Source organism: Pseudomonas sp. NPDC089530, assembly GCF_050280705.1.
Lineage (GTDB): Bacteria > Pseudomonadota > Gammaproteobacteria > Pseudomonadales > Pseudomonadaceae > Aquipseudomonas.
The window spans coordinates 24,747-51,506 of sequence record NZ_JBNNVU010000025.1; the positions used below are offsets into that span (position 1 = coordinate 24,747).

Annotated in this window: 22 protein-coding genes and 2 pseudogenes; 12 read left to right on the top strand and 12 right to left on the bottom strand. The window is 65.5% G+C overall.

Translation table 11 applies throughout. From position 1 onward, the window contains the following. Positions 1-16 precede the first annotated feature (16 nt). From ACQKQA_RS12455 to ACQKQA_RS12465, 3 genes are read left to right on the top strand one after another with little or no spacing between them, the layout of a single operon-like run. Positions 17-937, top strand: coding sequence for an arginase (locus ACQKQA_RS12455; RefSeq protein WP_427557420.1), 921 nt, complete (start codon positions 17-19; stop codon positions 935-937). Continuing rightward, entirely contained in the window at positions 934-1,308 is a 375-nt protein-coding gene (locus ACQKQA_RS12460; RefSeq protein WP_427557423.1) for an EamA family transporter, read from the top strand. The genes ACQKQA_RS12455 and ACQKQA_RS12460 overlap by 4 nt, the downstream gene beginning before the upstream one ends. Before the next feature lie 31 nt (positions 1,309-1,339). Then, a complete protein-coding gene (locus ACQKQA_RS12465) occupies positions 1,340-1,738 on the top strand; it encodes an EamA family transporter (RefSeq protein ID WP_009050573.1) in 399 nt (132 codons plus the stop codon). A 98-nt stretch (positions 1,739-1,836) separates the two neighbouring features. Here the strand turns inward: ACQKQA_RS12465 and ACQKQA_RS12470 are convergent, their stop codons facing one another. Continuing rightward, positions 1,837-2,706: a fatty acid desaturase family protein gene (locus ACQKQA_RS12470; RefSeq protein WP_427557426.1), complete on the bottom strand. Its 870-nt coding sequence runs from the start codon at positions 2,704-2,706 to the stop codon at positions 1,837-1,839. A gap of 133 nt (positions 2,707-2,839) precedes the next feature. Further along, entirely contained in the window at positions 2,840-3,634 is a 795-nt protein-coding gene (locus ACQKQA_RS12475; RefSeq protein WP_427557429.1) for a MipA/OmpV family protein, read from the bottom strand. A gap of 230 nt (positions 3,635-3,864) precedes the next feature. On the opposite strand from ACQKQA_RS12475, the gene ACQKQA_RS12480 reads away from it, so the two are divergent. Genes ACQKQA_RS12480 through ACQKQA_RS12505 form a run of 6 tightly spaced genes read left to right on the top strand, consistent with a single transcriptional unit; the run spans position 3,865 to position 11,181 of the window. After that, a complete protein-coding gene (locus ACQKQA_RS12480; protein WP_427557432.1) occupies positions 3,865-4,581 on the top strand; it encodes an MtnX-like HAD-IB family phosphatase in 717 nt (238 codons plus the stop codon). After that, the gene (locus tag ACQKQA_RS12485; protein ID WP_427557435.1) at positions 4,574-5,968 is read left to right on the top strand and encodes an aspartate aminotransferase family protein; all 1,395 of its coding nucleotides are present in this window, start codon (positions 4,574-4,576) and stop codon (positions 5,966-5,968) included. The genes ACQKQA_RS12480 and ACQKQA_RS12485 overlap by 8 nt, the downstream gene beginning before the upstream one ends. Beyond that, a complete protein-coding gene (locus ACQKQA_RS12490; protein ID WP_427557438.1) occupies positions 5,965-6,849 on the top strand; it encodes an alpha/beta hydrolase in 885 nt (294 codons plus the stop codon). The genes ACQKQA_RS12485 and ACQKQA_RS12490 overlap by 4 nt, the downstream gene beginning before the upstream one ends. A 14-nt stretch (positions 6,850-6,863) precedes the next feature. Further along, a complete protein-coding gene (locus tag ACQKQA_RS12495) occupies positions 6,864-7,991 on the top strand; it encodes a GNAT family N-acetyltransferase (protein ID WP_427557441.1) in 1,128 nt (375 codons plus the stop codon). After that, the gene (locus tag ACQKQA_RS12500; protein WP_427557444.1) at positions 7,988-9,787 is read left to right on the top strand and encodes an ATP-binding protein; all 1,800 of its coding nucleotides are present in this window, start codon (positions 7,988-7,990) and stop codon (positions 9,785-9,787) included. Before ACQKQA_RS12495 ends, ACQKQA_RS12500 begins: the two co-directional genes overlap by 4 nt. Further along, on the top strand, positions 9,784-11,181 hold the full coding sequence (locus ACQKQA_RS12505) for a sigma-54-dependent transcriptional regulator (protein ID WP_427557447.1): 1,398 nt from the start codon (positions 9,784-9,786) through the stop codon (positions 11,179-11,181). Before ACQKQA_RS12500 ends, ACQKQA_RS12505 begins: the two co-directional genes overlap by 4 nt. Before the next feature lie 163 nt (positions 11,182-11,344). Here the strand turns inward: ACQKQA_RS12505 and ACQKQA_RS12510 are convergent, their stop codons facing one another. Together ACQKQA_RS12510 and metE are read right to left on the bottom strand one after the other, a co-directional pair. Beyond that, entirely contained in the window at positions 11,345-12,379 is a 1,035-nt protein-coding gene (locus ACQKQA_RS12510; RefSeq protein WP_427557450.1) for an alpha/beta fold hydrolase, read from the bottom strand. A gap of 250 nt (positions 12,380-12,629) precedes the next feature. Beyond that, the gene (gene metE, locus ACQKQA_RS12515; RefSeq protein WP_427557453.1) at positions 12,630-14,942 is read right to left on the bottom strand and encodes a 5-methyltetrahydropteroyltriglutamate--homocysteine S-methyltransferase; all 2,313 of its coding nucleotides are present in this window, start codon (positions 14,940-14,942) and stop codon (positions 12,630-12,632) included. 108 nt (positions 14,943-15,050) lie between these two features. Between metE and metR the strand changes: the two genes are divergently transcribed. Then, positions 15,051-15,968 carry a transcriptional regulator MetR gene (gene metR, locus ACQKQA_RS12520; protein ID WP_427557456.1) on the top strand — a complete coding sequence of 306 codons (918 nt, stop codon included), beginning with the start codon at positions 15,051-15,053 and terminating at the stop codon, positions 15,966-15,968. Between the two features lie 21 nt (positions 15,969-15,989). Here the strand turns inward: metR and ACQKQA_RS12525 are convergent, their stop codons facing one another. From ACQKQA_RS12525 to ACQKQA_RS12540, 4 genes are read right to left on the bottom strand one after another with little or no spacing between them, the layout of a single operon-like run. Continuing rightward, entirely contained in the window at positions 15,990-16,499 is a 510-nt protein-coding gene (locus ACQKQA_RS12525) for an N-acetyltransferase family protein (protein WP_427557524.1), read from the bottom strand. Positions 16,500-16,501: 2 nt separating this feature from the next. Then, positions 16,502-16,867, bottom strand: coding sequence for a nuclear transport factor 2 family protein (locus ACQKQA_RS12530; protein WP_075121453.1), 366 nt, complete (start codon positions 16,865-16,867; stop codon positions 16,502-16,504). A 14-nt stretch (positions 16,868-16,881) separates the two neighbouring features. Then, positions 16,882-17,520 carry a LysE family translocator gene (locus ACQKQA_RS12535; RefSeq protein WP_427557460.1) on the bottom strand — a complete coding sequence of 213 codons (639 nt, stop codon included), beginning with the start codon at positions 17,518-17,520 and terminating at the stop codon, positions 16,882-16,884. Between the two features lie 27 nt (positions 17,521-17,547). Continuing rightward, the gene (locus ACQKQA_RS12540) at positions 17,548-17,982 is read right to left on the bottom strand and encodes an NUDIX hydrolase (protein WP_427557463.1); all 435 of its coding nucleotides are present in this window, start codon (positions 17,980-17,982) and stop codon (positions 17,548-17,550) included. A 383-nt stretch (positions 17,983-18,365) separates the two neighbouring features. Between ACQKQA_RS12540 and ACQKQA_RS12545 the strand changes: the two are divergent. After that, positions 18,366-19,400: pseudogene (locus ACQKQA_RS12545) on the top strand (glutamate synthase-related protein); the annotation flags it as partial. A gap of 21 nt (positions 19,401-19,421) precedes the next feature. Here ACQKQA_RS12545 and ACQKQA_RS12550 read toward each other — a convergent pair. Then, positions 19,422-19,925, bottom strand: a pseudogene (locus ACQKQA_RS12550) (LON peptidase substrate-binding domain-containing protein); the annotation flags it as partial. Positions 19,926-20,329: 404 nt separating this feature from the next. Here ACQKQA_RS12550 and ACQKQA_RS12555 point away from each other — a divergent pair. After that, on the top strand, positions 20,330-22,672 hold the full coding sequence (locus ACQKQA_RS12555; RefSeq protein ID WP_427557466.1) for a putative bifunctional diguanylate cyclase/phosphodiesterase: 2,343 nt from the start codon (positions 20,330-20,332) through the stop codon (positions 22,670-22,672). A 105-nt stretch (positions 22,673-22,777) separates the two neighbouring features. Here the strand turns inward: ACQKQA_RS12555 and ACQKQA_RS12560 are convergent, their stop codons facing one another. The 3 genes from ACQKQA_RS12560 to ACQKQA_RS12570 all read right to left on the bottom strand — a co-directional run bounded on the left by ACQKQA_RS12560 (position 22,778) and on the right by ACQKQA_RS12570 (position 26,688). Continuing rightward, complete coding sequence (locus tag ACQKQA_RS12560; RefSeq protein WP_427557468.1) at positions 22,778-23,071, bottom strand: hypothetical protein; 294 nt, start codon at positions 23,069-23,071, stop codon at positions 22,778-22,780. 212 nt (positions 23,072-23,283) lie between these two features. Then, on the bottom strand, positions 23,284-23,580 hold the full coding sequence (locus ACQKQA_RS12565) for a hypothetical protein (protein WP_427557475.1): 297 nt from the start codon (positions 23,578-23,580) through the stop codon (positions 23,284-23,286). Between the two features lie 687 nt (positions 23,581-24,267). Beyond that, complete coding sequence (locus ACQKQA_RS12570) at positions 24,268-26,688, bottom strand: glucose/quinate/shikimate family membrane-bound PQQ-dependent dehydrogenase (protein WP_427557478.1); 2,421 nt, start codon at positions 26,686-26,688, stop codon at positions 24,268-24,270. Positions 26,689-26,760: the final 72 nt, after the last annotated feature.

Genomic DNA, 26,760 nt, shown 5'->3' on the forward strand with positions numbered 1-26,760 from the left:
ATGGGTAAAGCCTGCTTTGAACATTCTCGATCTCGACCACAGCCTGACCGCCCAGGAACCTGTCCAGCGCCGCCTGCGCAGCGGCCAGGCCCGGCGCCTGGACCTGCTGGACCTGGGCCCGCGACTGCGGCTCTGGTCCACCGAACGCACCTACCGCCGCTTCACCGAGCGCCTGGGCCAACGCCCCGCCCACAGCGGCCCGCAACCGGAAATCTTCTTTGTCGGCTCCGGTGACTATCACCACCTGACCCCGGCCTTTCTCGCCGGCCTGCAAGAGCCGGTCAGCCTGATCCATTTCGACAATCACCCCGACTGGGTGCGCTTCGCCCCGCGCCGTCACTGCGGTTCCTGGGTCAACCGGGCGCTGCGGCTGCCGCAGATCCAGCGCATCGTCACCCTCGGCCCCTGCAGCGACGACCTGCACAACCCGCAACTGCGCGGCGGCAACCTCGGCGCACTGAGGCACGGCAAGCTGCAGCTGTTCCCCTGGCAGCACGAGCCGTCCAAGGTCTGGGGCCGGGTCGGCGACGGCGCCGGGCACCGGCAACAGGAGAACCAGCTGTACTGGCGCAACCTGGCCGGGCTCGACTGGCCGGCGTTCCTCGACCAGCTGATCGCCAGCCTGCCCACCCAGGCCATCTGGATCACCATCGACAAGGACGTGCTGGCCAGCGCCGACGCCGCCACCAACTGGGACCAGGGCGGCATGCGCCTGAGCCACCTGCTGCAGGCCCTGCGCAGCCTGGCGGCGGGCAAGCGCATCCTCGGCATCGACGTCTGCGGCGAATTCGCCGCGCCGGCCTTCAGCAACGCCTTCAAGCGCTGGGAAGCCCGCTCCGACCAGCCGCCGGCCGAACGCTGGAGCGAGGCCGACCTGCTGCGCAACGCCACCACCAACGAGGCCCTGATGGCACTGTTCGAGGAGCTGTTCCCGTGACCCTGACCGTTGTCTTGCTGGTGGCCTTTTCCATCGTCCTGGACGTGATCGGCCAACTCTGTTTCAAGCTCGGCCTGGACCGCCTGCCGGAGCTGGAAGGCGGTTTCCGCCTCAATGCCTTCTGGGGCCAGGTGTTCAACGCACCGCTGCTGTGGTGCGGCATCGGCGCCTATGTGATCGAGTTTTTCGTCTGGCTCGAAGCCCTGTCCCGGGCGCCGCTGAGCCTGCTGTTCCCGGCGGCGGCCCTGGCCTATTGCGGCGTGGTGCTGGCCGGCAAGGTGATCCTCGGCGAGAGCGTCAGCCTGCGGCGCTGGCTGGGCACCCTGGTGATCACCCTTGGCGTGATGCTGGTGTGCATCGCCAGCACCTGAGCCCCCTCAACGCTTTACAAGGAATTACTGCATGACTGCACAGACTCATGGCTGGCTTCACGGACGCCTCGGCACGCTGGTGCTCTGGGCCCTGCTGATCGGCTTCGAAAGCGCCGGCCAGATCGCCACCAAGGTCGGCGGCGACCAACTGGGCCAGATGGACTTCAACCTGCAATGGCTGGCCGCGGTGGCGGTCAACCCCGGGGTGCTGCTGGCGATCGCCTGCTACATCGGCGCGTTCTTCGTGTGGATGCTGATCCTGCGGCGCAGCAGCCTGTCCCTGGCCTTCCCCCTGAGCTCGCTGGTGTTCGTGGTGGTGCTGCTCGGCTCCTGGCTGGGCCTGGGCGAGCAGATCAGCCTGCTGCACTGGGTCGGGGTGCTGGTGATCATCGGCGGCATCGCCCTGCTGGCCGAGGGCGAAGAAGCCTAGGGCCAGCGATATGCCCAACCCCCTGTAGGAGCGAAGCTTGCTCGCGATGAAGACGATGCGGTGTACCTGATGCACCGCCATCGCGAGCAAGCTCGCTCCTACAAGGTCTTGCGTGAGGCCAGCAGAAAGCCTAGGCCGTGGGATACAGGAATCACCTTGACCCCCGCCGCCCGCTGCTGTTCGCGGATCTCGCGGTGGAAAGCCTTGACCCGGGTCCAGTGCATCTTCGGCCGGTAGTGGTGTTCGGCGTGATAGCCGTTGTTCATCCAGATCAGGTTGTAGAGCGGGCTGTAGCTGCTCACGCCCCAGGCGATCGGCAGGTCCGGGTTGCCCCCCAGGTGCTCGTAGTAACCGTTGAGCGACGACAGCGACTGCCCCAGGTACCAGAACGGCAGCAGCACCAGCAGCGCGTGCCAGTCGTAGAGCGCCAGTGCTCCATAGACCAGCAGCGTCACGCCGATTTCCACCTTGACCCAGCGCGCGTCCGCCGGGCGCTTGCGCTGCATGTCCTGGTAGATGGCCTTGGGGTCGTCGCGGAAGAAACTCAGGAAGGTGTACGCCCAGACGTTGTCCGGCTGGCCGTCGCGGCCATGCAGGTAGATCGACAGCGGGTCGACCGTGGTGCCGTCCGGCGCGGGCCGGTCCGAGTTGCCGCGGTGATGGCGGTTATGGATGTCACGGTACAGGGTCTGGGAAAAGCCGATGGTCACCGACAGCAGCAGGTCGAAGCCGCGGTTCAGCCACGGCAGGCTGAAATAGGCGTTGTGGATCTGGTTGTGGGAGATGCTGTTGATGCTCCACGACAGGCTGACCGCATACAGCGCCGCCGCGGGCAGGATCACCCACCAGGACAGGCTGTGGAAGGCCAGCACCAGCCACAGGACACAGGAGAAATGCGCCAGGGCCAGTACGATCGGGACAAGGTCCCATAGCGAATGGGCGAGCAGGCGATAAGCGGGACGAGCCATGAAGAACTTCCTGGAAAGTGGGTTCATGGCTGCCAGTGCAAAGGGTGGACCAATTCAACCGAAGCCTGCTCGCGATAAACGCTGGCGCGGTATTTCAGGTACTCCGCGGCGTCTGGATGGCGGCCTGAAGGCCTCAGAAGTGGTAGCTGAGGGCCGTCTGCACCTGACCCTGGTTGACCTCGCCGCGCTCGCGCACCAGGGTGCTGTCGGCCGCCGAGCCGGTCAGGCGGATCCAGCTGGCGCTGGTCATCCACGACCAGTTGCCGCCCAGGGGCACCTGCAGGCTCTGGGTCAGGGTGAGGTTCTGCAAACCGCCGCCAGCGCGGTAGGGGGCGATGCCCGTGGCCTGGGCCTCCTCATCGCTGACGCCGAAAAAGGTCCGGGTCTGCCGGGCATCGGCGAAATGCGCGGTGAGGCTGTTGCTGCCGATGATCCCCCTGCCCAGGGGATAACCGATTTCACCGCCGACCTTGCCCAGCAGGCCGCCCTGGCCATCGCCCGCGGCCACCGCGCTGCCGAGGGAGGCGAACAGGCGCCAGAAATCGTCCGGCGCGTACTGGATGTAGCCACCGACATCGGCCATGTTCGGCACGTCCCGCAGGCCGCGCAGCGAGCCATTGGCGTTACGCCCCGGCAGGTAGTTGATATAGGGCCCGGCGCTGAAACCTGCGGCCTTGAAGGCATCCCAGGTCAGGCCGTCGTCGGTGCCGAGGCTGACGTCGCCCCAGTCCAGGTCGACATAGGGCAAGGGCACTGTGTCATAGCGGCTGCCGCTGGGGTCGTGGGGCTGGTAGCCGAAGCCCAGGCCCACCTCGCCCCCCAGCCCTGTCGCGGGATCGTCCGCAGCCAAAACCTCTGAGACAACCCCGCAGACGCCCCCCAACGACAGCAGGGCGGCGAGCAAGACGGAGCGTGTGCAGCTGAACATGGTGATCTTTCCTGGCGTGAACATGCGCGCATCAATCACCACACCACCCCTTCCCTGCAAGCACTGATGTTGTTTGTAGCAAGCTACAAAATTTGTAGCTCCAACCACCCCGCCCTAACGCCTTTTTCCCCGCAAGGCCCGGCCCGCCTGGGCCCGGGGCACTTGGCACAGTCCCTGCTCCAGTGCCTGCCATGCGCACCGCGCCCTCCTCATCCAACAGGTAACAGCAGATGATGCACTGGCATATCGTGTGTGACTTCGACGGGACCATCACCCGTACCGACGTGATCGACAGCGTCCTCCAACGCTTCGCCGACCCGAGCTGGGAAGACATCGAACAGCAATGGCTGGATGGCCATATCGGCTCCCGGGAATGCCTCAGCCGCCAGCTGGCGCTGATCGAGGCCACGCCCGCCGAACTGCTCGCCCACTTCGACAGCGTCGAGATCGATCCCGACTTCCCTGACTTCGTCGACCACGTGATCGGCCTGGGCGCGACCCTGGAAGTGGTCAGCGACGGCATCGAGCAAGGCATCGCGCGGATTCTCGCGCGCCACTACGTGAGCCTGCTGCCGATCCTCGCCAACCGCCTGCGCCAGGTCGACCAGCGCAGCTGGCGCATCGACTTCCCGCACGCCAGCGATGCCTGCCGCGCCGCCTCCGGCAACTGCAAATGCAAGTCCACCCCCCGCGGCAAGCGGGTGCTGGTGATCGGCGACGGCCAGTCCGACATGTGCGTGGCCGCCAGCGCCGACTTCGTCTTCGCCAAGGGCCGCCTGGCCGAGTACTGCCAGCGCAACGGCATCGCCCACGCCACCTTCGACTCCTTCGCCGAGCTGCCGGCGCTGCTGGCCCTGCTGCCCAACGACGCGGCCAACGCCAGCACCTTCGCCACCGACGCCACCGAACACTCCGTACCCACTCAGGAACTCTTCCACCATGTCTGACATTCGTATCGCAACCCCGGAAGACCAGGTGCTTCTGGAAAAAGAAGCCAAGTACTGCTCCTACGGCGACACCGTGCACTACATCGAACCACCACGGATCTTCAGCCGCTGCGAAGGCTCCTATGTCTGGGACACCAGCGACCAGGCCTACCTCGACCTGCAGATGTGGTACTCGGCGGTGAACTTCGGCTATGCCAACCCGCGCCTGAACAATGCCCTCAAGCAACAGATCGACACCCTGCCGCAGATCGCCAGCCAGTACCTGCACCAGGGCAAGATCGAGCTCTCGGAAAGGATCGCGGTCGACGCCAAGAAGAAGTTCGGCCTCGACGGTCGCGTGCACTTCAACGTCGGCGGCTCGCAGTCCGTCGAGGACTCGCTGAAAGTGGTGCGCAACGCCAGCAACGGCAAGAGCCTGATGTTCGCCTTCGAGGGCGGCTACCACGGCCGCACCCTGGGCGCTTCGTCGATCACCTCCAGCTACCGCTACCGCCGCCGCTACGGACACTTCGGCGAGCGCGCGCAGTTCATCCCGTTCCCCTACCACTTCCGCGGCCCCAAGGGCATGACCAAGGAAGAGTACGGCAGCCATTGCGTGCAGCAGTTCGCCCGGCTGTTCGAGACCGAATACAACGGCGTCTGGGACCCCAAGGTCGGCCAGAGCGAATACGCCGCCTTCTACGTCGAGCCGATCCAGGGCACCGGCGGCTACGTGATCCCGCCGATGAACTTCTACAGCGAGCTCAAGCATGTGCTGGACCAGCACGGCATCCTGCTGGTGGTCGACGAAATCCAGATGGGCTTCTACCGCACCGGCAAGCTGTGGTCGATCGAGCACTTCGACGTCAAACCCGATGTGATCGTGTTCGGCAAGGCCCTGACCAACGGCCTCAACCCCCTGGGCGGCATCTGGGCCCGGGAAGAACTGATCAACCCGGGCGTGTTCCCGCCGGGCTCGACCCACTCCACCTTCGCCTCCAACCCGCTGGGCACCGCGGTGGGCCTGGAAATGTTCAAGATGACCAGCGAGATCGACTACGGCGCGATGGTCATGGAAAAGGGCAAGTACTTCCTGTCCGGCTTGCAGGACCTGCAAAAGCGCTACCCGATCATCGGCGACGTCGACGGCCTGGGCCTGGCCCTGCGTTGCGAAATCTGCACCACCGACGGTTTCACTCCGGACAAGGCGACCCTGGACTACATGGTCGAGGAAGGCATGAAGGGCGACATCGAGATCAACGGCCAGCGCCTGGGGCTGATCCTCGATGTGGGCGGCTACTACAAGAACGTCATCACCCTGGCCCCGTCGCTGGAAATCAGCTACGCGGAGATCGACCTCGGCATCGCCCTGCTCGACCGCCTGCTGGACCGGGCGATGAAGCGATGACTGTGCAGGCGGTTAATCCAGGCGAAGGCATCGACCTGGGCGAAGGCGATGCCGGCTTCGTGCTCGGCCACGGCGAGGTCGCAGTGCTGCTGATCCACGGCCTCACCGGCACCCCGACGGAACTGCGGCGGGTGGCCGTCGGCCTGGCCAAGGCCGGTTGCACGGTGTACGTGCCGACCCTGGCCGGGCACTGTGGCAACAACGCCGACCTGCAGGCCACCGGTTGGCAGGACTGGTACGAAGGCGTGCGCCGGACCTTCGTCGGCATCCGCCGCCAGCACCGCCAGGTGTTCGTCGGCGGCCTGTCCATGGGCGCGGTGATGTCCATGTACCTGGCCTCGGAGCACCCGGGGCAGGTCAGCGGCCTGCTGATGTATTCGACCACCCTCAAGTACGACGGCTGGAGCATCAACAAGCTGGCGTTCCTCACCCCGCTGCTGATGAGGATTCCGTTCGGCGTGCACATCTGCAGCTTCGAGGAGAAGCCGCCCTACGGCATCAAGAACGAGCGCCTGCGGGCGGTGGTCGAGCGGCAGATGAAGGCCGGGGAAAGCAGCAGCGCCGGGCTGCTGACCATGGAAGGGGTGACCGTGCGCGAGCTGCACCGGATGAACGCGGTGGTGAAAAGACGCATGCCGTCGATCACCACCCCGGCCCTGGTGCTGCACTCCATCGAGGACGACATCACCAGCCGCTGGAACGCCGATTATGTCGAGCGCAAGCTCGGCGGCCCGGTGGTCAAGGTGCTGCTCGACAACTGCTACCACATGATCACGGTCGACCTGCAGTACCGCCGGGTGGTGGAACTAAGCGTGGACTTCATCGAACGCCAGGCTGGCCTGCAGCCTGTGCGGTACGAAGAGCAACGCCAACTCGCCTGACGCAAGGACCGGACGTGATCACCAGCCAAGCCTTTTCGAGCATCCAGGCCATCGACCGCCGCGCCTGGAACGACTGTTTTCCCGGTGCGCTGGAAGATTGGGACTATTACCTGGCGGCCGAGAACGCCGGCATCGAGGATTTCAGCTGGCGCTACCTGGCGGTATTCGAGGACGCCCGGCTGGTGGCCGTGGCCCCGGCCTTCACCACCTGCTATCGCCTGGACACCACCGTCTCGGGCCCGCTCAAGCACCTGAGCCAACGCCTGCGACGCTGGTGGCCGGGCCTGCTGCAACTGCGCCTGTACGCCATCGGCTCGCCGGTGGCCGAACAGTGCCACGCCGGCACCGCCAGCCATATCCCCGCGGTTCGCCGCCAGGCCCTGCTGGAGCAGTTGCTGCACCTGGCCCGACGCGACGCCGACGCCCAGGGCATCGGCCTGCTGGCGGTCAAGGACGCCGCTAGCCAGGACCGGCAATGGGCCGCCAGTTGCCAGGCGTTCGGCCTGCAATCCATGCCCAGCCTGCCCAGCGCCCTGCTACCGATCCCCTTCGGCTCGCTCGACGCCTACCTGGGCACGCTGGGCAAATCCACACGCAAGGACCTGCGCCGCAAGTTGCGCGGTCCCGGGCCGCGAATCGAATGGCGGCGCAACATCGACGACGTCCTGCCGCAGATCATGCGCCTGTACGAAGCCACCCTGCGGCGCGCCGACCTGCAATTCGAGCGCTTACCCGCGCCCTATTTCACCGGTATCCTCCAGCAGTTGGGGGAACGTGCCGCCTGCGTGCTGTACTGGGTCGACGAACAGCTGGTAGCGTTCAACCTGGTGCTGCTTGACGAGCACCGCCTGATCGACAAATTCTTCGCCCACGACCTGGACATCAGTCGTGAGCACAACCTGTATTTCCGCAGCTGGATGGCCAATGTCGACTACTGTATCCAGCACCGGATCGCGCTGTACGAATGTGGCCAGGCCGGTTATGCCAGCAAGCTGCGCCTGGGGTGCAGCTTCAGTGGCAACAGCCTGTTCTTCCAGCATCGCAACCCGCTGCTCGACACCCTGCTCAAAGGGCTCAGGCATGTGCTGCGGCCGGATCGCTCCGACCCTGCCATGGCAGCCGCACTAAGCGAAAGTTCATGACCAGAAAAGACCGCCGCCCCCCTCGTCCCTTCGCCATCTCCCGTTGGAGCCTGCAGCGCAAGCTGGTCCTGGCGTTCTGGATGGTCAGCGTGATCCCCACCATGATCGCCGCGGAACTGGCGGCCACCACCCTGTCACAGATCTTCGACAGCAACGTGCGCATCTGGCTGCAGGAATCGACCAAGATCGTCGAGGACGAAATCACCGAGATCCTGCGGGACAACGCGCGCATCGCCCAGCTGTTCCTGCGCTACACCCGGCCGCCCAACGACCGCAACGCGGCCCGGCACGACAAGCTCGCCACCGATATCGCCGACTCCATGGGCATCGATGTGGTGGCGCTGATCCGCACGAGCGACCGCAAGGTGGTGTTCAGCACCGCCGCCGACGATATCGTCGGGCAGATCAACCTGGCCCACAACGCCGTGTTGCAGACCCTGCAGGTCGGTGGCGTGGCCACCGGCGCCGTGGTCTCGACCTTCCAGACCACCCTCGACGGCATTGACTATCAACTGCTGATCGCCACTTACCTGGACGCCAGCTTCCTCACCAGCGTGGCCGATGTGCATTCCCTCGACCTGCGCCTGTACCTGGCCAAGGCCGACGACTTCGCCGAGATCTTCGCCACCCAGCGCTTCGAGGACCACCCCAGCCAAGTGCCGGAGCAGATCGAAACCATCCTGCGCGACACCCGCCAGCCCACGGAGCAGTTCACCAACCGCTACAGCGGGCTGTACCGGCCGATCTTCAACGACAACGGCGACCTGGTGGGGGTGATTTTCAGCGGCCTGCTGCGCCACAGCAGCCTGGTGGGGCTGGTCAACCAGAGCAACCTGTTCATCCTGATCTTCCTGCTCAGCTCGGCGGCGTCGCTGGCCGTCGGCTGGCTGGTCTCGCAACGCCTGACCATGCCGCTGCGCGGCCTGTCCAAGGGGGTCCGGGCAGTGACCGCCGGTGACTACCGACAGCGTGTGCCGGTGATCGGCGGCGACGAACTGGCGGAGCTGAGCAGCACCTTCAACCACATGAGCGAACGCCTGGGCGAACTGCAGCACCTGGAAGCCCAACTGCGCCGCCGCGACCGCCTGCACGCCCTGGGCGAAGTGGCCATGGGCCTGGCCCACGAAATCCGCAACCCGCTGGGCATCATCAAGACCGCCACCCAGCTGCTGCACCGTCGGGCGGACCTGCCCGAAGGCGACAAGCGCCACCTGGAATACGTGATCAACGAGGTCAGCCGGATCAACGACCTGATCACCGACTTCCTCGACTTCGCCAAGCCCAGCGCGCCGATCCGCTCGACCCTGCCGGCGCGACCGCTGGTGGAGGAACTGCTCGGCTTCTGCGAACCGGAACTGGCCAGCCACAAGATCGACGCGCGGATCGACGACCAGGCGCCAGGGGCGACCCTCTACGCCGACGCGCGCCAGCTCAAGCAGGCCTGCCTGAACCTGATCCTCAACGCCATCGACGCCATGCCCACGGGCGGACGTCTGACCCTGGGCATCGCCCGGGACGCCGAGCACACCATCCTGCGCGTCAGCGACACCGGCCAGGGCATCGAGCCGGACATGCTCGAGCGCATCTTCACCCCCTTCGTCACCACCAAGGCCTCGGGCACCGGGCTGGGCCTGGCCAAGGTGTTCTCGATCATGGAAAACCATGACGGGCACATCGAGTGCAGCAGCGAAATAGATGCCGGCGCCACCTTCAGCCTGTACATTCCGGCCAAGGGCGAGGACGACGAAGGTGATGAAGATGACGAAGACCAAGACGAGCAAAAGGCACTGCCATGACGCATAACCTGCTGGTGGTCGACGACGAGGCCAAACTCTGCGACCTGCTGGCCTCGGCGCTGAGCCAGGACGGTATCCAGGTGTTCACCGCCGGCAACGGCCTGCACGCGCTCAAGGTCCTGGAGCAGGAAGAGATCGACCTGGTGATCAGCGACTGGCGCATGCCCGGCATGGACGGCCCGCAGCTGCTGGCCGAGATCAAGCAGCGCTACCCGCAGGTCCCGGTGATCGTGATGACCGCCTACAGCACGGTGAAAAATGCCGTGCAGTCGATGCGCAACGGCGCCTACGACTACATCGCCAAGCCCTTCGACATCGACGAACTGGACATCACCGTCAGCAAGGCCCTGCAGTTTCGCGACATCCTCAAGGACAACCAGCGCATGCGCGCCGAGCTCGACGAGCAGCGGCAGATCGACAGCCTGGTGGGCGACAGCCCGACCTTCCGCGAGGTCCTGCAAGCGGTGGACTCGGTGCGCGAAAGCAACGCCACCATCCTGCTGACCGGCGAAAGCGGCACCGGCAAGGAAATGGTCGCCCGGGCCATCCACCTGCACGGCAACCGCGCCAACAAACCCTTTGTCGCGGTCAACTGCGCGGCGATCCCCGAAGGCCTGCTGGAAAGCGAGATGTTCGGCCATCGCAAGGGCGCCTTCACCGGCGCCGTGGCGGACCGGATCGGGCGCTTCCAGCAGGCGGACAAGGGCACGCTGTTTCTCGACGAGGTCGGCGACATGCCCCTGGCCCTGCAGGCCAAGATCCTGCGCGCCCTGCAGGAGCGGGTGATCGAGCCAGTGGGCGACCCGCGCGTGCGCAAGGTCGATGTGCGGGTGATCGCCGCCACCAACAAGAACCTGCTGGAGGCGGTGGCCAACAAGGAGTTTCGCGAGGACCTGTATTACCGCCTCAACGTCTTTCCGATCCCCCTGCCCGCCCTGCGCGAGCGGGTCGAGGACATCGCGCCCCTGGCCCGGCATTTCGCCCACACCCTGGGGGCTGAAGCCGGCAAGCGCATCACCGGCTTCAGCCCCCAGGCCTTGCAGGCGATGGCCAATTATTCCTGGCCGGGCAATATCCGCGAACTGCAGAACTGCGTGGAGCGCGCGACCATAGTCGCTGCGGGGGCGGTGATCGAGGAAAGCGACCTGCCGGGATACCTGTTCACCCCACAGCCCACGGACGCCAACGCCAGCCCCCTGCCCGGCGACGGCCTCAACGTGCCCAGCGACCTGGACGCAGCCCTGGCCGAAGTGGAAAAAGCCTACATCCTCGCCGCCCTGCAACAGAGCAACGGCGTGCAGGCCGCCGCCGCGCAACTGATCGGCATCTCCGAGCGCAGCTTCTGGTATCGCCTGAAAAAACTGGGGATCCAGGTCGACAAGATCGTGCGCTGATCCGCCAAGGCCTGTTGCTCGCGATGGCGGCATGTCAGACACAGCGCGTTGCCTTCATCGCCGGCAAGCCTGGCTCCTACAGAAGCCAAGCCCGTCACCCACCTGTAGGAGCGAAGCTTGCTCGCGATAGCGGTGCGTCAGACACACCGCGCGGTGATGAGGGTTAAAGCAGGTTCGGCGCCCGCTGCGGGTCGATCTGCGCCCAGTGCGAGGTGTCTTCGCGGTGGCTTTGCAGGTAGGGCAGCACCGCCGCCAGCAACGGCGCCTTGAAGGCTTCCTGGAAACGATGGGCCAGGCCCGGGATCAGCTTCAGCTGGCTGCCCTGGATATGCGCGGCCAGGTGCACGCCGTGCATCACCGGCAGCAGCGGATCGGCGGTGCCGTGCACCACCAGGGTCGGCACCCGCAGCTGGTTGAGCATCGCCACCCGGCTCGGTTCGGCGAGGATCGCCATGATCTGGCGTTTCACCCCTTCCGGATTGAAGGCGCGGTCGTAGGCCACCGCCGCCTGGTGCAACAGCGCCTGGCGATCGTCGGTGACCTGCGGGCTGCCCAGGGCCGCCAGCAGATCGGCCTGCTGCTCCAGCGCCACCTCACGGCTCGGCGCGCTGCGCCGCGACAACAGTTGCACCAGGGCCGCATTGGGCGCCGGCAGGCCTTCGGCGCCGGAACTGGTCATGATCAGTGTCAGGCTCTCGACCCGTTGCGGCGCCATGGCCGCCAGGTGCTGGGCGATCATTCCGCCCATGCTCGCGCCGAGCACGTGGAACTGCTCGACCTGCAGGGCATTCATCAGACCCAGGGCGTCGTCGGCCATGTCGGTCAGGCTGTAGGGCGCGTCCACCGGCAGGCCGAGCTTGTAGCGCAGCACCTCGAACGTCAGGTTGGCGCTGGCCGGCGTCTGGCGCCAGGTGGACAGGCCGACGTCGCGGTTGTCGTAGCGGATCACCCGGAACCCCTGCTGGCACAGGGCGACCACCACTTCGTCCGGCCAGTGGATCAACTGTCCGCCCAGGCCCATCACCAGCAACAGGGCCGGATCGGAGGCACGGCCGATGCTCTGGTAGGCCAGGCTCACCTGCTCCAGTTCGACCCGTTGGGTCGGGACATTGACATCGCAGCGAGACGCCGCCAGAGACAGCTGGCCGCACAAGAGTGCGGCCAGGAAAACGCTGATGGAAAGCAAACGTGCCCACATGAAAAAACACCAAAACGCAGAACCCCAGTAGAGCGCGAGTCTGATGAACTTTGAGCGAGCGCGCTGCCACAGTTACGTGACAGTTTGATGAAGATTGCCCAGCGGTCATAAAACCCCGTAGCCCCGTAGCCGCTGCCGAGCGCAGCGAGGCTGCGATCGACCGCGAAGCGGGCGCTGCTCTTCAGACCGCTGAAGGCCCTTCGGTCCTTATCGCAGCCTCGCAGGCTCGGCAGCGGCTACAGGGTGGGGCTCAGGCCAGCTGGCTGCGCAGCTGGCGGGCGGCGGCGACCAGGTTGACCAGGGCCGCTTCGGTTTCCGGCCAGGCGCGGGTTTTCAGGCCGCAGTCCGGGTTGACCCACAGCCGCTCGGCCGGGATGCGCTGGACCGCCTTGCTCATCAGCTGGACCATCTCGGCGGTGTCCGGCACCCGCGGCGAGTGGATGTCATACACCCCCGGGCCGATGTCGTTCGGGTAATCGAAGGCTTCGAAGGCCTGCAGCAGCTCCATGTCCGAACGCGAGGTCTCGATGGTGATCACGTCGGCATCCATCGCCGCGATGGCCTCGATCACATCGTTGAACTCGCTGTAGCACATGTGGGTATGGATCTGGGTGTCGTCGCGCACCCCACTGGCGGTCAGGCGGAACGCTTCCACCGCCCAGTCCAGGTACTGCGGCCACTCGGCCCGGCGCAGCGGCAGGCCTTCGCGGAACGCCGCTTCGTCGATCTGCACGATCTTGATCCCGGCGGCCTCCAGGTCCAGCACCTCGTCGCGCAGGGCCAGGGCCAGCTGCCGCGCCTGCTCTTCCCGCGGCACGTCCTCGCGGGGGAAGGACCACATCAGCATGGTCACCGGCCCCGTGAGCATGCCCTTCATCACCTTGTCGGTCAGGCTCTGGGCATAGCTGATCCAGTCCACGGTCATGGCCCGCGGGCGGCTCAGGTCGCCGTAGATCACCGCCGGCTTCACACAGCGCGAACCATAGCTCTGCACCCAGCCGAAGCGGGTGAACAGGTAACCGTCCAGTTGCTCGGCGAAGTACTCGACCATGTCGTTACGCTCGGCCTCGCCGTGCACCAGCACATCCAGCCCCAGGCGCTCCTGGACCTCTACCGTATGGCGGATTTCGCAGCGCATGGCGTCGTTGTAGTCGTTGTTCGACAGCTTGCCCTGCTTGAACGCCTGGCGGGCCAGACGGATCGACGCGGTCTGCGGGAACGAGCCGATGGTAGTGGTCGGGAAGGCCGGCAGCTTCAACCGCGCGTGTTGCAGCGCGATGCGCTTGGCGAACGGCGCATGACGCTGGCTGTCCGCCGCGCCGACCGCCTTGAGCCGCGCCTGGACCTCGGCCTTGTGGATCCGCGGCGACCGCTCGCGGCTGGCCCGGACCTGGCGACTTGTGGCCAGGGCCGCCTGCACCGCCGGGGCCTGGGGATCGTTCAGGGCATCGCGCAGCACCGAGATCTCACCGCACTTCTGCACGGCAAAGGCCAGCCAGCTTTTCAGCTCGGGGTCCAGCTGGTCTTCCCGGGACAGGTCCACCGGGCTGTGCAGCAAGGAGCAGGAACTGCTGATCCACAGGTTGTCGCCGAAGCGCTCCTGGGCCGCTTGCAGTTGCTGCAGCGCCTGCTCCAGCTCGCAGCGCCAGACGTTGCGGCCGTTGACCAGGCCCACGGAAAGGATCTTGTAGGTCGGCAGGCGGTCGAGCACCTGGGTCAGTTGTTCCGGTGCCCGCACCGCGTCGATGTGCAGGCCGTCCACTGGCAGGCCGACGGCCAGCCCGAGGTTGTCCTGCAGGCCGCTGAAGTAGGTGGCCACCAGCTTTTTCAGTGGCGAGTACTGGAGGATGTGGTAGGCCCGCTCGAAAGCACTCTTCCAGGCCTGCGGCAGGTCGAGGGTCAGGATCGGTTCGTCGATCTGCACCCACTCCACTCCCTGGGCCTTGAGCCGGTTGAGGATTTCACCGTAGACCGGTAGCAGGCGCTCCAGCAGCTCGAGCTTGTCGAAATCCTGGCCCTTGGCCTTGCCCAGCCACAGATAGGTCAACGGACCGATGAGCACCGGCTTGACCCGGTGGCCCAGGGCGTGGGCCTCATCGACCTCGTCGAACAGTTGCTCCCAGTTCAGCTTGAACGACTGGTCGGCGCTGAATTCCGGGACCAGGTAGTGGTAGTTGGTGTCGAACCACTTGGTCAGTTCCTGGGCGTACTGGGTCTTGCCGTGGTCGCCGCCGCAGCAGGAGGCCGAGGCGCCACGGGCCATGGCGAACAGGGTGTCGAGGGTCGGCCGGCCCTGGGCGTCCTGGCTGCCGGCGAAACGCTCGGGGATCACACCGAACGTCAGCGAGTGGGTCAGCACCTGGTCGTACCAGGCGAAGTCGCCCACCGGCAGCAGGTCGATGCCGGCGTCCTTCTGCAATTGCCAGTGCCGGGCCCGCAGCTGGCGCCCGACCTGCTCCAGGGCCGGCCGATCGAGGTCGCCCTTCCAGTAGGCTTCGAGGGCTTTTTTCAGTTCGCGGTCGGCGCCGATGCGCGGGAAACCAAGGGTGTGGGCCAAAGCCATGAGAATGTTCCTCCTTGTAAAAGATGGCGCCATTGTCGACAGCCCACCCAACATGAGACAAACTCAACCTTTTCGTGTTGATCACAAAATTCTCTCATGGAGGCCCTGGTGCTCGAAATCCGCCACCTGAAGACCCTGCACGCCCTGCGCGAAGCCGACAGCCTGGTCGAAGCCGCCGAACGCCTGCACCTGACCCAGTCGGCCCTGTCCCACCAGTTCAAGGAACTCGAGGAGCGGATGGGCATGCCGCTGTTCGTGCGCAAGACCAAGCCCGTGCGCTTCACCAGCGCCGGCCTGCGCCTGCTGCAACTGGCGGACGCCACCCTGCCGTTGCTGCGCGCCGCCGAGCGCGACATTTCCCGTCTGGCGGGCGGCACCGCGGGCCGCCTGCACATGGCCATCGAATGCCACAGCTGCTTCCAATGGCTGATGCCGACCATCGACCAGTTCCGCGACGCCTGGCCGGAAGTCGAGCTGGACCTGGCCTCGGGCTTCTCCTTCGCCCCGCTGCCGGCCCTGGCCCGGGGCGACCTGGACCTGGTGGTGACCTCCGACCCGCTGGAGCTGGCGGGCATCACCTACGTGCCGCTGTTCACCTACGAAGCCATGCTCGCGGTGGCCAACCAGCATCGTCTGGCGAGCAAGCCTTACATCGTCCCGGAAGACCTGCTCAGCGAAACCCTGATCACCTACCCGGTGGAGCACGACCGCCTGGATATCTTCACCCGCTTCCTGGAACCCGCCGACATCGAGCCGGCCCAGGTCCGCACCTCGGAGCTGACAGTGATGATGATGCAGCTGGTGGCCAGCGGCCGCGGCGTGTGCGGCATGCCCCATTGGGCCCTGCATGAATACAGCTCACGGGGTTATGTGAAGGCCAAGCGCCTGGGGGAAAAAGGCCTGTTCGCCACACTGTACGCGGCGATCCGCGCCGACATGCTGGATGCGCCCTATATGCGCGACTTCCTGCTGACCGCCAAGGACACCTCGTTCTCGACCCTGGACGGAGTCAGCGCGGTACGTTGAAAGCCAAGAGCGAGCCTGGGCTCAGGGCGCGGCGCCGACCTCGCGCCACAGGTGCAGCTTGTCGAAATACTCGACGCCGACCCGCACCGCCAGCGGCTCCAGGCCGAACTGGACGAAACCGCAGCGCCGGTACAGGGCCAGGGCGGCGTCGTTGCCGGCGGTGACGGTCAGTTGCATCAGGCGCAACCCGGGGCGCTGGCGCGCCTCCTGCAGCAACGCCTGGATCAGCCGGTAACCCAGGCCGCTATGGCGATAGGACTGCGACACATACAGACCGAACAGCGTGGCTTTGTGCCGGGCTTTTTCCCGGACCTCGAACGCCAGCCCGCCAATGCCCACCAGCTCGCCCTCTTTGAAGGCGCCCAGCAGCAGGTCCAGCGGGCTGCTCAGGCGCGACTTCCACCAGCTCAGGGGCAACACCGCCCGTTCGGCGATGCTGGAGGTGAATGCCTGGGGATGGCGCTCGTACGCCTCGAGCATCAGCGCGCGGTAGGCGCTGGCGTGAGCGACATCGAGGCGTTGGATCGACATCATCAGTCGAGGGTCTGTGGCCCGCTGGTGAACGAGGCACTCTTGATCCGGCCCGCCTCGACTTCATAGATCGCCACGGTCTCCAGGGTTCCTGTGCCTTCGGCAAAGGTCCGGGTGACGATTTCATGATCGATCACCACATTGCCCATCACCGCACGCGAGAGCAGCCGCGCATGCAGGTTCGGCTCCTGGAAACGCAAGGCCGCCCGGGCGCGGATCTGGGCGTGACCGCTGGCCAGCAGGGTCGCCGGATGGGCGTACTGGCAGGCGTCTTCGGCATAGGTCGCGAGCCAGGCGTCCAGGTCCCGGCGGTTGTAGGCGTCGAGTTGGCGCTGGACCACCGCCTGTGCGGAAAAATCATCATTCATCGGGCAATCTCCTATCAGACCGTCTGGCGTTGATCCAGCAGCAAACGCACCGCCAGGCCGGCCAGCACGAAGCCCATGAAATAGCGTTGAGTGACCAGCCACAGCGGGTTGTGCACGAACCAGGCGGCGATGCCCGAGGCGAACAGCGCGATCAGCAGGTTGACGCTGAAGCTCACGCTGATCTGGGTCAGGCCGAGGATGATGCTCTGGGTGAACACCGAGCCGTGTTCCGGGTTGATGAACTGGGGAAAGACCGAGAGGTAGAACACCGCAATCTTCGGGTTCAGGGCGCTGGTGAGAAAGCCCATCAGGATCAGCTTGCGCGACGAGTCCGGCGGCAGCTGCTGGGCCTCGAACGGCGAACGCGCGCCCGGCTTCAGGGCCTGCCAGGCCAGCCACATCAGGTACAGGGCGCCGACCCACTTGAGCACTTCATACGCCAGCGGCACCGCCATGAAGACCGCGGTCAGGCCGATCGCCGCAGCGAACAGGTGGACGAAGAAACCCGCCACCACGCCGACCAGCGAGATCACACCCGCGCGGCGCCCCTGGCAGATCGAACGGGAAATCAGGTAGATCATGTTGGGGCCGGGGGTCAGCACCATCAGCAGCGCGGCGGCGATGAAGATCAACATGTCGTGGATGGGAATCATGATGGGCAATCCTTTGTCCTAAAAAAATCAGGCCGAGGCCAGTTGCGAGGCGCGATAAAACGGCAAGATCAGGTCCCGTGTCAATGGTGCCAAAGTGAGTTCACCGGCACCCTCCGTATCGACCCAGCACACCTCCTCGATTTCCGCGGCGGGCGCGACCTGGGCGCTGTCCAGGTCGAGGCGGAACAGCTCGGCTTCGACCACGAAACCCGGCTCGTTGGCCGCCGGGGCGCAGAAGCGTCCCAGGTAGCGGGCGTCGGCCGGGTCGATGCGCAGCCCGAGTTCCTCTTCCAGTTCGCGGGCCAGGGCGTGGCTCGGCAACTCGCTGGGTTCGATCTTGCCGCCCGGTTGCATGAAGGCCTGGGTGCCGCGCTTGCGCACCAGCAAGGTGCGGCCGTCCGGGCCGACCAACAGGGCCGCGGCAATACGGATAAGGGGGGGTGTAGCGCTTGAAAGCGTCATGAAAAACCTGGAGCGGGGGATGCGGGGCGGCAAGGATCCCATGACTGGCCAGTCGACGTCACGACACAGTCGTCGCCTGTTTTTTCCATACACCCGGCCCGCCGGACCTGCCGTTGCCGGGCCCTCGATACCCAGCGGTTGCCCCGGCCAGGGGATCGCTCGTAAGCTCCAACCTCTGCCGGCCCCCTGAAGCCCATGACAACTACCGACGGCAGGCTGGGTATCGAGTCCCGGGGCAGTCGCCTGCGACCTGTCTCCTGGCCCATGCCTTATGCCAATGCTGACGCGCCGGGGCCGAGCTCTATAACAACAAGATCGTTGGCCAACCTGGAAGAATGAGTCGCAAACAACGAAATCTATAGAGTCCGAACCAAGGAAACCGTATGAGCCTGTCCCTCCTGAGCCGCTACGCCTTCTTTGCTGCCTGCGTGATTTTCACCCTCGCCAGCCTGCCCTTCCTCGAATACGACTGGCTCTGGCCAATCACCCTGGTCACCGCCCTGCTGAGCCTGCTGGGTATTTTCGACCTGCTGCAGAGCCCCCACGCGGTGCGCCGCAACTACCCGATCCTGGGCAATATCCGCTACCTGGTGGAGGGCATTCGCCCGGAAATCCGCCAGTACCTGCTGGAGTCCGATAGCGACGCCCTGCCCTTCTCCCGGGCCCAGCGCTCGCTGGTCTATTCCCGGGCCAAGAACGAAACCGCCGACAAGCCGTTCGGCACCCTGATCGACGTCTACCAGTCGGGTTTCGAGTTCATCGGCCACTCTATGCGCCCGGCGCCTTTGAGCGACCCGAGCGGCTTCCGGGTCACGGTCGGCGGCCCGCAGTGCGCCCAACCCTACTCGGCCTCGGTGTTCAACATCTCGGCCATGAGCTTCGGTTCCCTCAGCGCCAACGCCATCCGCGCCCTCAACCAGGGCGCCAAGCTCGGCAACTTCGCCCATGACACCGGCGAAGGCAGCATCAGCCCCTATCACCGGGAACACGGCGGCGACCTGACCTGGGAACTGGGCAGCGGTTATTTCGGCTGCCGGACCGCCGACGGCCGCTTCGACCCGGAGCGTTTCGCGGCCCAGGCGCAGAATCCCCAGGTGCGGATGATCGAGATCAAGATGAGCCAGGGCGCCAAGCCCGGCCACGGCGGCATCCTGCCCAAGCACAAGGTGACCCAGGAAATCGCCGACACCCGTGGCGTGCGCATGGGCGAGGACTGCATTTCGCCCTCGAGCCACAGCGCCTTTTCCACACCGCTGGAAATGATGCACTTCATCCAGCAACTGCGTGAGCTGTCCGGCGGCAAGCCCATCGGCTTCAAGCTCTGCCTCGGTCACCCGTGGGAATTCATGGGCATCGCCAAGGCCATGCTGGAAACCGGCATCCTCCCCGATTTCATCGTGGTCGACGGCAAGGAAGGAAGCCGCTGATCGATTGATTCGGAGCAGTTCTATGCCGTAGGCCTTGACCTCGTCGGTCGGCTCGCTCGGCTGGTGCGGGTATTCGACTTCCACCAGGTACGGCGGGCGATGGTGCTTGAGCCAGGTGCGGATGCGCACGCGGCTCAGGCCCTGGGCCACGAACTGCAGCTTGCCGTTCTCGCGGCTGGCGTGGTGCACCTTGACCAGGGTGCCGTACTGCGGCAGGGACGAGGTGTCGAAATGCCGTGGATCTTCCGGTGGGTTGTCCATGAAGAACAGCGCCAGCGAATGGTGTTCGGACTTGCTCACCAGTTCCAGGGTTTCGGCCCAGGGCTCTTCGTTGACGATCACTGGCAGCACTTGCGCCGGGAAGAACGGCCGATTGTGGATCGGGATGATGTAGACCTTGTCCGGCAGGTTCTGCCCGGGCAGGGCCAGGCCCGTGCCGGAAGACGGATGAAGTTCGGCGTGTTCCGGGTCGGCGTATTCACTCACGGTGTCGGGAAGTTCTTGCTGGTCGCTCATGGGGCACCTGCGCAATGGGGTATGCAGGGTTAGATGGGGCAGCGGACGAGCGGTTTCAATGGCGCCCGGGGCGGATCAATTATTTCAGTCCTTGTCAGCGGCACGCGGTGCCGTTTCCAAAATGGCGTTTTCGAGGCTGTCATTTCTGCGCTGGAATGCTGGTAAATTGGCAGCGACAGAAAAATGACATTGTAAACCCCCTGATTTTATTGCGTGATCTTCTTGTCTGAGCGGTCTAATCTGGACCGATTAAATGTCGTTGGGGAAGTGGCATTTATTTGACGCATCTTTAGCTGCCCAGAGGGACGCGTAATGATCAAGGGACTTTTCAGCGGAGAGCGGCGGGTGTCGCCGTGGGGGGACCGGGGCGACGACAACGGGGGAGTGGCGGCGAGAGCCGACTCATGAAGTGGCGCCATACGTTCCAGGTAAGGATCACCGGAGTACTGGCGCTGTTGCTGTTGATCGTGATCGGGGTGGTGTATTTCGCCGTCAAGGCCGCGACCAACCATGCGGTGGAGAACCAGGCCCAGGTGCAGTTGCAGACCGGCACCCGGGTGTTCGAGCGCCTGCTCGAACTGCGCGGCCGGCGCTTGCGTTATGGCGTGGACTGGCTGGTGGTGGACGCGGAGTTTCGCCAGGCGGTGATTGACGGTGATTCGGTGGCGATTCTCGAGGCGCTGCGCCAGCATGGCACCGGTACCCGCGGCAGCGAGCTGTTCGTGCTCGGCGGCGAAGGCAGGGTGATCGCCAGCACCCTGGCGGCGATTGCCGAGGGCGAGCAGTTCCCCTACGACCAGGCGCTGCGCACGGCCCTGCGGCAGAACAAGAGCATGCTGATCGTCGCGCTCAAGGGCCAGCCTTACCTGCTGGTCCAGGGCCAGGTGCTGACGCCGCAGCATATGCGCCGGGTGGTCATGGCATTTCGCATGGACGATCTGTTCGCCAGCGAGCTGCGTTCCATGAGCAACCTGGAGGTGTCGTTCCTGACCCTGCAGGAGCGGCGCGCCGGGGAGCTGTTCAGCACCCAGCCGGACATTTTCTGGGCCACCATCATCAGCACCCTGCGCGAGGCGTCATGGCGCTCGCGACCGCAGTTGAGCGATGCCCACGGCAAGCGCTTCCTCAACCAGGCCCTGCAGTTGGCCAATACCGGCGACCCCCATGACCCCAAGGTCCTGGCGCTGCTGCAAAGCCCGCTGGATCACGCGTTGCAGGCTTTCGCACCGCTGGACCGGGAGTTCCTGGCGATTGCCATGGCGGCGTTGGCGATCTCCCTGGTCGGCGCCTTGTTCATGGCGCGCCGGGTGTCGCGGCCGCTGCGGGTGCTGGCCGAGGCGGCCCAGCGCATCGGCGCGGGTAACTACCAGACGCCGGTGGTGCTCAAGCGCAGCGACGAGTTCGGCTTGCTGGCCGAGGCGTTCAACGCCATGCAGAGCGGCATCGCCAGCCGCGAGCAGCAACTGGCCCACAACGCCCTGCATGACCCCCTGACCGGCCTGCCCAACCGCGCCCTGGCCATGGAGCGCCTGAGCAATGCCATCGGTGCCGGGCGCAACGTGGTGCTGCTGTACCTGGGGATCGAGGACTACCGGGCGGTCAATGAAGGCCTGGGCCCGGAAGGGGTGGAGCAGATGATGCTGGAGGTCAGCCGCCGGCTGTCGGAGACGGTGTCCAGCGGGGACACCGCGGCACGCATCACCGCCAACGAGTTCCTGTTGCTGCTGGAGAACACCGAGATCGATGGCGCGGTGGCCATGGCTGATCGGCTGCATACCTTGTTGAGCCGGCCGCAGGCTGTCCATGGCGATGAAGTGCAGCGCCAGGTGTGCATCGGCGTGGCGGTCTACCCCACCGACGGCCAATCGGCGGAAGAGTTGATCAGCCGCGCCGCCATCGCCCGCCACGACGCGGCGGCCCAGCCCGGCTACCTGCAGATCTACCAGCAGGACCGCGACCTGGCCCATCAGCGCCAGGTCGGGCTGATCCGCGATCTGCGCCGGGCCGCGGCGGAAGGCGAGCTGTTCTTGCTGTACCAGCCCAAGCTGGACCTGCGCCACGGCCATGTGCACCAGGCCGAAGCCTTGTTGCGCTGGCAGCACCCGGAGTTCGGCATGGTCTCTCCCGCAGAGTTCATCCCCCTGGCCGAGCGCACCGGCAGCATGAACAGCCTGACCCTGTGGGTGATCGAGGAGGGCATGCGACAACTGGCCGAATGGAACATGCGCGGGCTGCGCCTGCAATTGTCGCTGAACATCTCGGTGGATGACTTGCACGGCCAGGACCTGGCGGCCCGGGTCAGCGTGCTGCTGCAGCGTTATCGGCTGTCGGCCGAGCAACTGATTTTCGAGATCACCGAAAGCGCCATCATGCGTCACCCGGAACAGGCGCTGGAGGTGTTGCAGAGCCTGCGCGACTGCGGCATCAGCCTGTCGGTGGACGACTTCGGCACCGGTTATTCGTCGCTGGCGCAATTGCAGCGGCTGCCGGTGCAGGAGCTGAAGATCGACCAGTCGTTCATCCGCAACCTCGACGAAACCAGCGGCGACGCGGTGATCGTGCGCTCCACCATCGAGATGAGCCACAACCTGGGGCTCAAGGTGGTGGCCGAAGGGGTGGAGCAGGAGCGTAGCCTGCGTTTGCTGGAGCGCTGGCATTGCGACACGGCCCAGGGTTACCTGATCAGCCGCCCGCTGAGCGCCGCGGCGTTCGAGGCGTGGGTGATCAAGTCGCGGGTATCGAGCTGAGCCGCGCGGGAGGGGCGGCCCGGGGACTACGGGCCGGCCATCCGCGGGCGCTGCTGTTCACGGTAGGCCACCTGTCGCGGTAAACCTCGTTCAGGAGGGGCTGGCTTACTGCTTGGTGCACTCGGCGGGGAGCGCTACGACTCCGCCCATGGAGGCGAAGGCGACCATGCCGCCACTGGGCAAGATGCAATTGTATTCGCCGTTGCTGGTGCTGGCGGTGAAGTAGGTCTGGGACGCGTCGCTACGCACATTGGAGACCGTGTTCACGGGCTTGCCGAGGGTGGTCTGGGCGCGGTTCTTGAGGTCGTCGTTGCTGGGTTTGGCGATGGCGCAACCACCCAGGGCGAGGGCCAGGAGGCTGAGCAGGGTGAGGGGGCGGAGGCTGGAATGGAGCTTCATGATGACTCTTCCTTGGCGTTGTTGTGTTTTCCACGGCGCAGCCGCTCCCGACACCGCGCAAGGGCAGCGTTGGGAGGAACGGGTGGTCGGTTGGCACTATAGCGGCGCCGTGGAGGGCGGGTCGATTAGCACAAATGGGCTAATGTCCCTTTGCGATGACGGGCTGTTGCGCTGACAGGACCGGCTGAACGCAGCCGGTCCGGATTCGAGGTTCAGCCCAGCAGGGGGGCCTGCAGGCGCCGGCCCAGGACGTCCAGCAGGTCGCAGCCGTCGCGCAGGGGGATGACGCAGAGTTGGGCGAAATCCTGGAGCAGCGCCGGGTTGCCGAGCAGGTTGTCGTCGCTGGCGATATTTTCCAGCAACTGGGCCACGGCGCGGATGCGGTGGGCGGCGGCCTCGTGCAGCACATCCAGCGGCGCCTCGGTGTCGATCAGCAAGGTGGGGATGCTGCAGTCGTTGCTGGTGAGGGCCATGTAGCGGCGGGGTGGATCAGGCACGATATTTTTCATTGAACTGGCTCCGGGTAGGGATCTGAGCCGCCAACGGCCTTCCTACGGGCTTGGGTGGCAGCCGTGCGCGGGGTAGGAACCGAATACCCAGGGACTCGGCCACGTCGAGACGTGCCCGCGCACAGCCGCCGCGGCTGATCTTACGGGCACCTAAAAAGTGCCGCAATCAGTCGGGACGCGTACGCGCCAAGGGTTATCAAAAGGGTTCCTACGCCCTGTCACTGAATTGGCAGTGACAGGCCAAACCATAGAGTCCGTGGCCCGGCGGGACAAGGTGATGGGATTCGACGCGTGTTGTAAGAATTTTCGCTGCTATCCCCCGCGCCACCACCGCTCCCGGATCAATATTGGACTGTAGCCGCTGCCGAGCTTTAGCGAGGCTGCGATAAGGTCCGCAGGACCTTGGTTCCCGATCTCCCGCCGAACCTCTGGCGTTCTTCAGATCGCCGCGACCGTGCCGGTCGTTCGCAGCCTCGCCAGGGCTCGGCAGCGGCTACATGGCTCTCTATCGCCTGCGGGCTTTGTGGTGGTTGGGCGGGCCTTATCGCGGGCAAGCCTCGCTCCTACAGGGGAGCGCAGTCGGTTGGCTTTGGTAGGAGCGAAGCTTGCTCGCGATGGCGTCGGCACAGGCAACAAAAAAGGCGGCTACCTGTGGGTAGCCGCCTTTTCATTCACCGCCGGTAACGCTTATTCCGACAGTTTATAGGCAATGATGTAGTCGCCCATCTTGGTGCCCAGCGAGCCGTGGCCGCCCACGACCACCAGCACGTACTGCTCGCCGTCCTTGCCGGTGTAGCTCATTGGCGTGGCCTGGCCGCCCGCTGGCAGGCGGGATTTCCACAGTTCCTTGCCGTTGTTCACGTCATAACCGCGGATGTACTGGTCCAGGGTGCCGCTGAGAAAGCCCACGCCGCCGGCGGTGACCATCGAGCCGCCCATGCTCGGCACGCCGATGGGCAGGCCGATCGGGATCGGCGAGCTGTCGCGGCTGGTGCCGTTCTTGTGCTTCCACACCACCTTGCTGGTGGTCAGGTCGATACCAGCCACGTAGCCCCAGGCCGGTGCCTGGCAAGGTACGCCGAACGGCGACATGAACGGATGCATGATCACCGCGTAAGGCGCGCCGGTGTTCGGCTGCACGCCGGAGGTTTCGCTTTCGCGCTTGCTGCCGGCGGCGACTTCGGCGCGCGGCACCAGCTTGGACACGAAGGCCATGTAGTTCGGGCTGGTGAACAGCAGGTGGCGAACCGGGTCGAGCGATACGCTGCCCCAGTTGAACACACCAACGTTACCCGGGTAGATCAGGCTGCCCTGGGTCGACGGCGGGGTGTACTGGCCTTCGTAGCGCAGTTCCTTGAACTGGATGCGGCACAGCATCTGGTCGAACGGCGTGGCGCCCCACATGCCTTTTTCTTCCAGCGGCGGAGCCAGCAGGTTCAGGTCCGAACGGGCCTGGGTCGGCGCGGTGTGGTCGCCTTCGACCGCACCGGTCGGCGCCGGCACTTCACGGATCGGCACGATCGGGGTGCCGTCGCGACGGTCCAGCACATACAGGCTGCCTTGCTTGGTCGGCTGGATCAGCGCCGGCTTGATGCCGTCCGCGGTCTTCATGTCCAGCAGGGTCGGCTGGCTGCCCACGTCCATGTCCCACAGGTCATGGTGAGTGAACTGGTAGTTCCAGCGCAGCTTGCCGGTATCGATGTCTAGGGCCACGGTGCCGGCGCTGAATTTCTCGGCGCCCGCGGTGCGGTTGCCGCCCCACTGGTCAGGCATCTGGTTGCCGAGCGGCAGGTAGATCAGGCCCAGTTTCTCGTCGACGCTGGCCAGGGACCACATGTTCGGCGAGTTGCGGGTGTAGGTCTTGCCTTCCGCCAGCGGAGCGGTTTCGTCGGGGTTGCCGGCGTCCCAGTTCCACACCAGGTGCCCGTCGTGCACGTCGAAGGCGCGGATCACGCCGGACGGCTCGTTGGTCGACTCGTTGTCGGTCACGTGGCCGCCGATGATCACCAGGTTGCGGGTGATGGCCGCCGGCGACGTCGAGTAGTAGCCGCCCGGCGTGAACGGGCCGATACCGGCCTTGAGGTCCACTGCTCCTTTATTGCCGAAGTCTTCGCAGACCTTGCCGGTGTCGGCGTTGATCGCGATCAGACGGGCATCGGCGGTCGGCAGGAACAGGCGACGCGGGCAGCTGGCGGCGATGGCCTGGCCGGCGGCCGAGAGGCTGGCCGGGGTGCTGATGGCGTCGCTCTTGGTGAAGTTGGCTTCGTCGTAGTACGACACGCCACGGCAGGTCATGTGCGCCCAGCCACGGAAGTCATCGCCGTTCGGGCCCTGGATTTTCGGGTCGAAACGCCAGATTTCCTTGCCGGTGTCCGGGTCCAGCGCCAGCACCTGGCTGTGGGCGGTGCAAGCATAGAGCTTGCCGTTGACCTTCAGCGGGGTGTTCTGGTTGGTGATTTCCACCGGGTCCTTGGCGGTCGGCATGTCGCCGGTGCGGATGCGCCAGGCTTCCTGCAGCTTGCCGATGTTGGCCGGGGTGATCTGCTTCAGCGGCGAGTAGCGGTCGCCGAACTCGGTACGGCCATAGGCCTGCCAGTCGCCCTCGGGCATGGCTGGCGCAGCGCTGGTGGTGTCGGCGGTTTCACGGCCCAGTTCGCCCGAGATCTCGCCCGGGTGGGTGAACTGGCTGCCGATCGCGGCGCCACCGGCCAGGACCACGGCCACGCCCAGTACCGCGGTACCCAGCGGCGCCGGGCCGTTACGCAGCAGCGGACGACGGAACCAGGGCAGCAGCAGGACCACGCCCAGGGCGAAGAACAGCGACAGGCGCGGCACCAGTTGCCACCAGTCCAGGCCGACTTCCCACAATGCCCAGACGGAACTGGCGAACAGCACCACGCCGTACACCAGCAGGGCCGCGCTACGGCCTGCCAGCAGCAGGACGCCGCTGATGACCAGGCCGATACCGGCCAGCAGGTAGTACAGCGAGCCGCCGAGCATGCTCAGCTTGATCCCCCCGGCCAGCAAGGCCAGGCCCATTAGCAGCAGCAGGATACCGAGCAGGCTCGGTAGCAGGCGGCTCGGACTTGAAGCACCTTGAGTGCTCATAGTGTGGTTCTCCGTGACGGTTAAGGTAGTCCCGCGCTTGTTCACTGTAGATGACGATCAGGCGCGGGCATG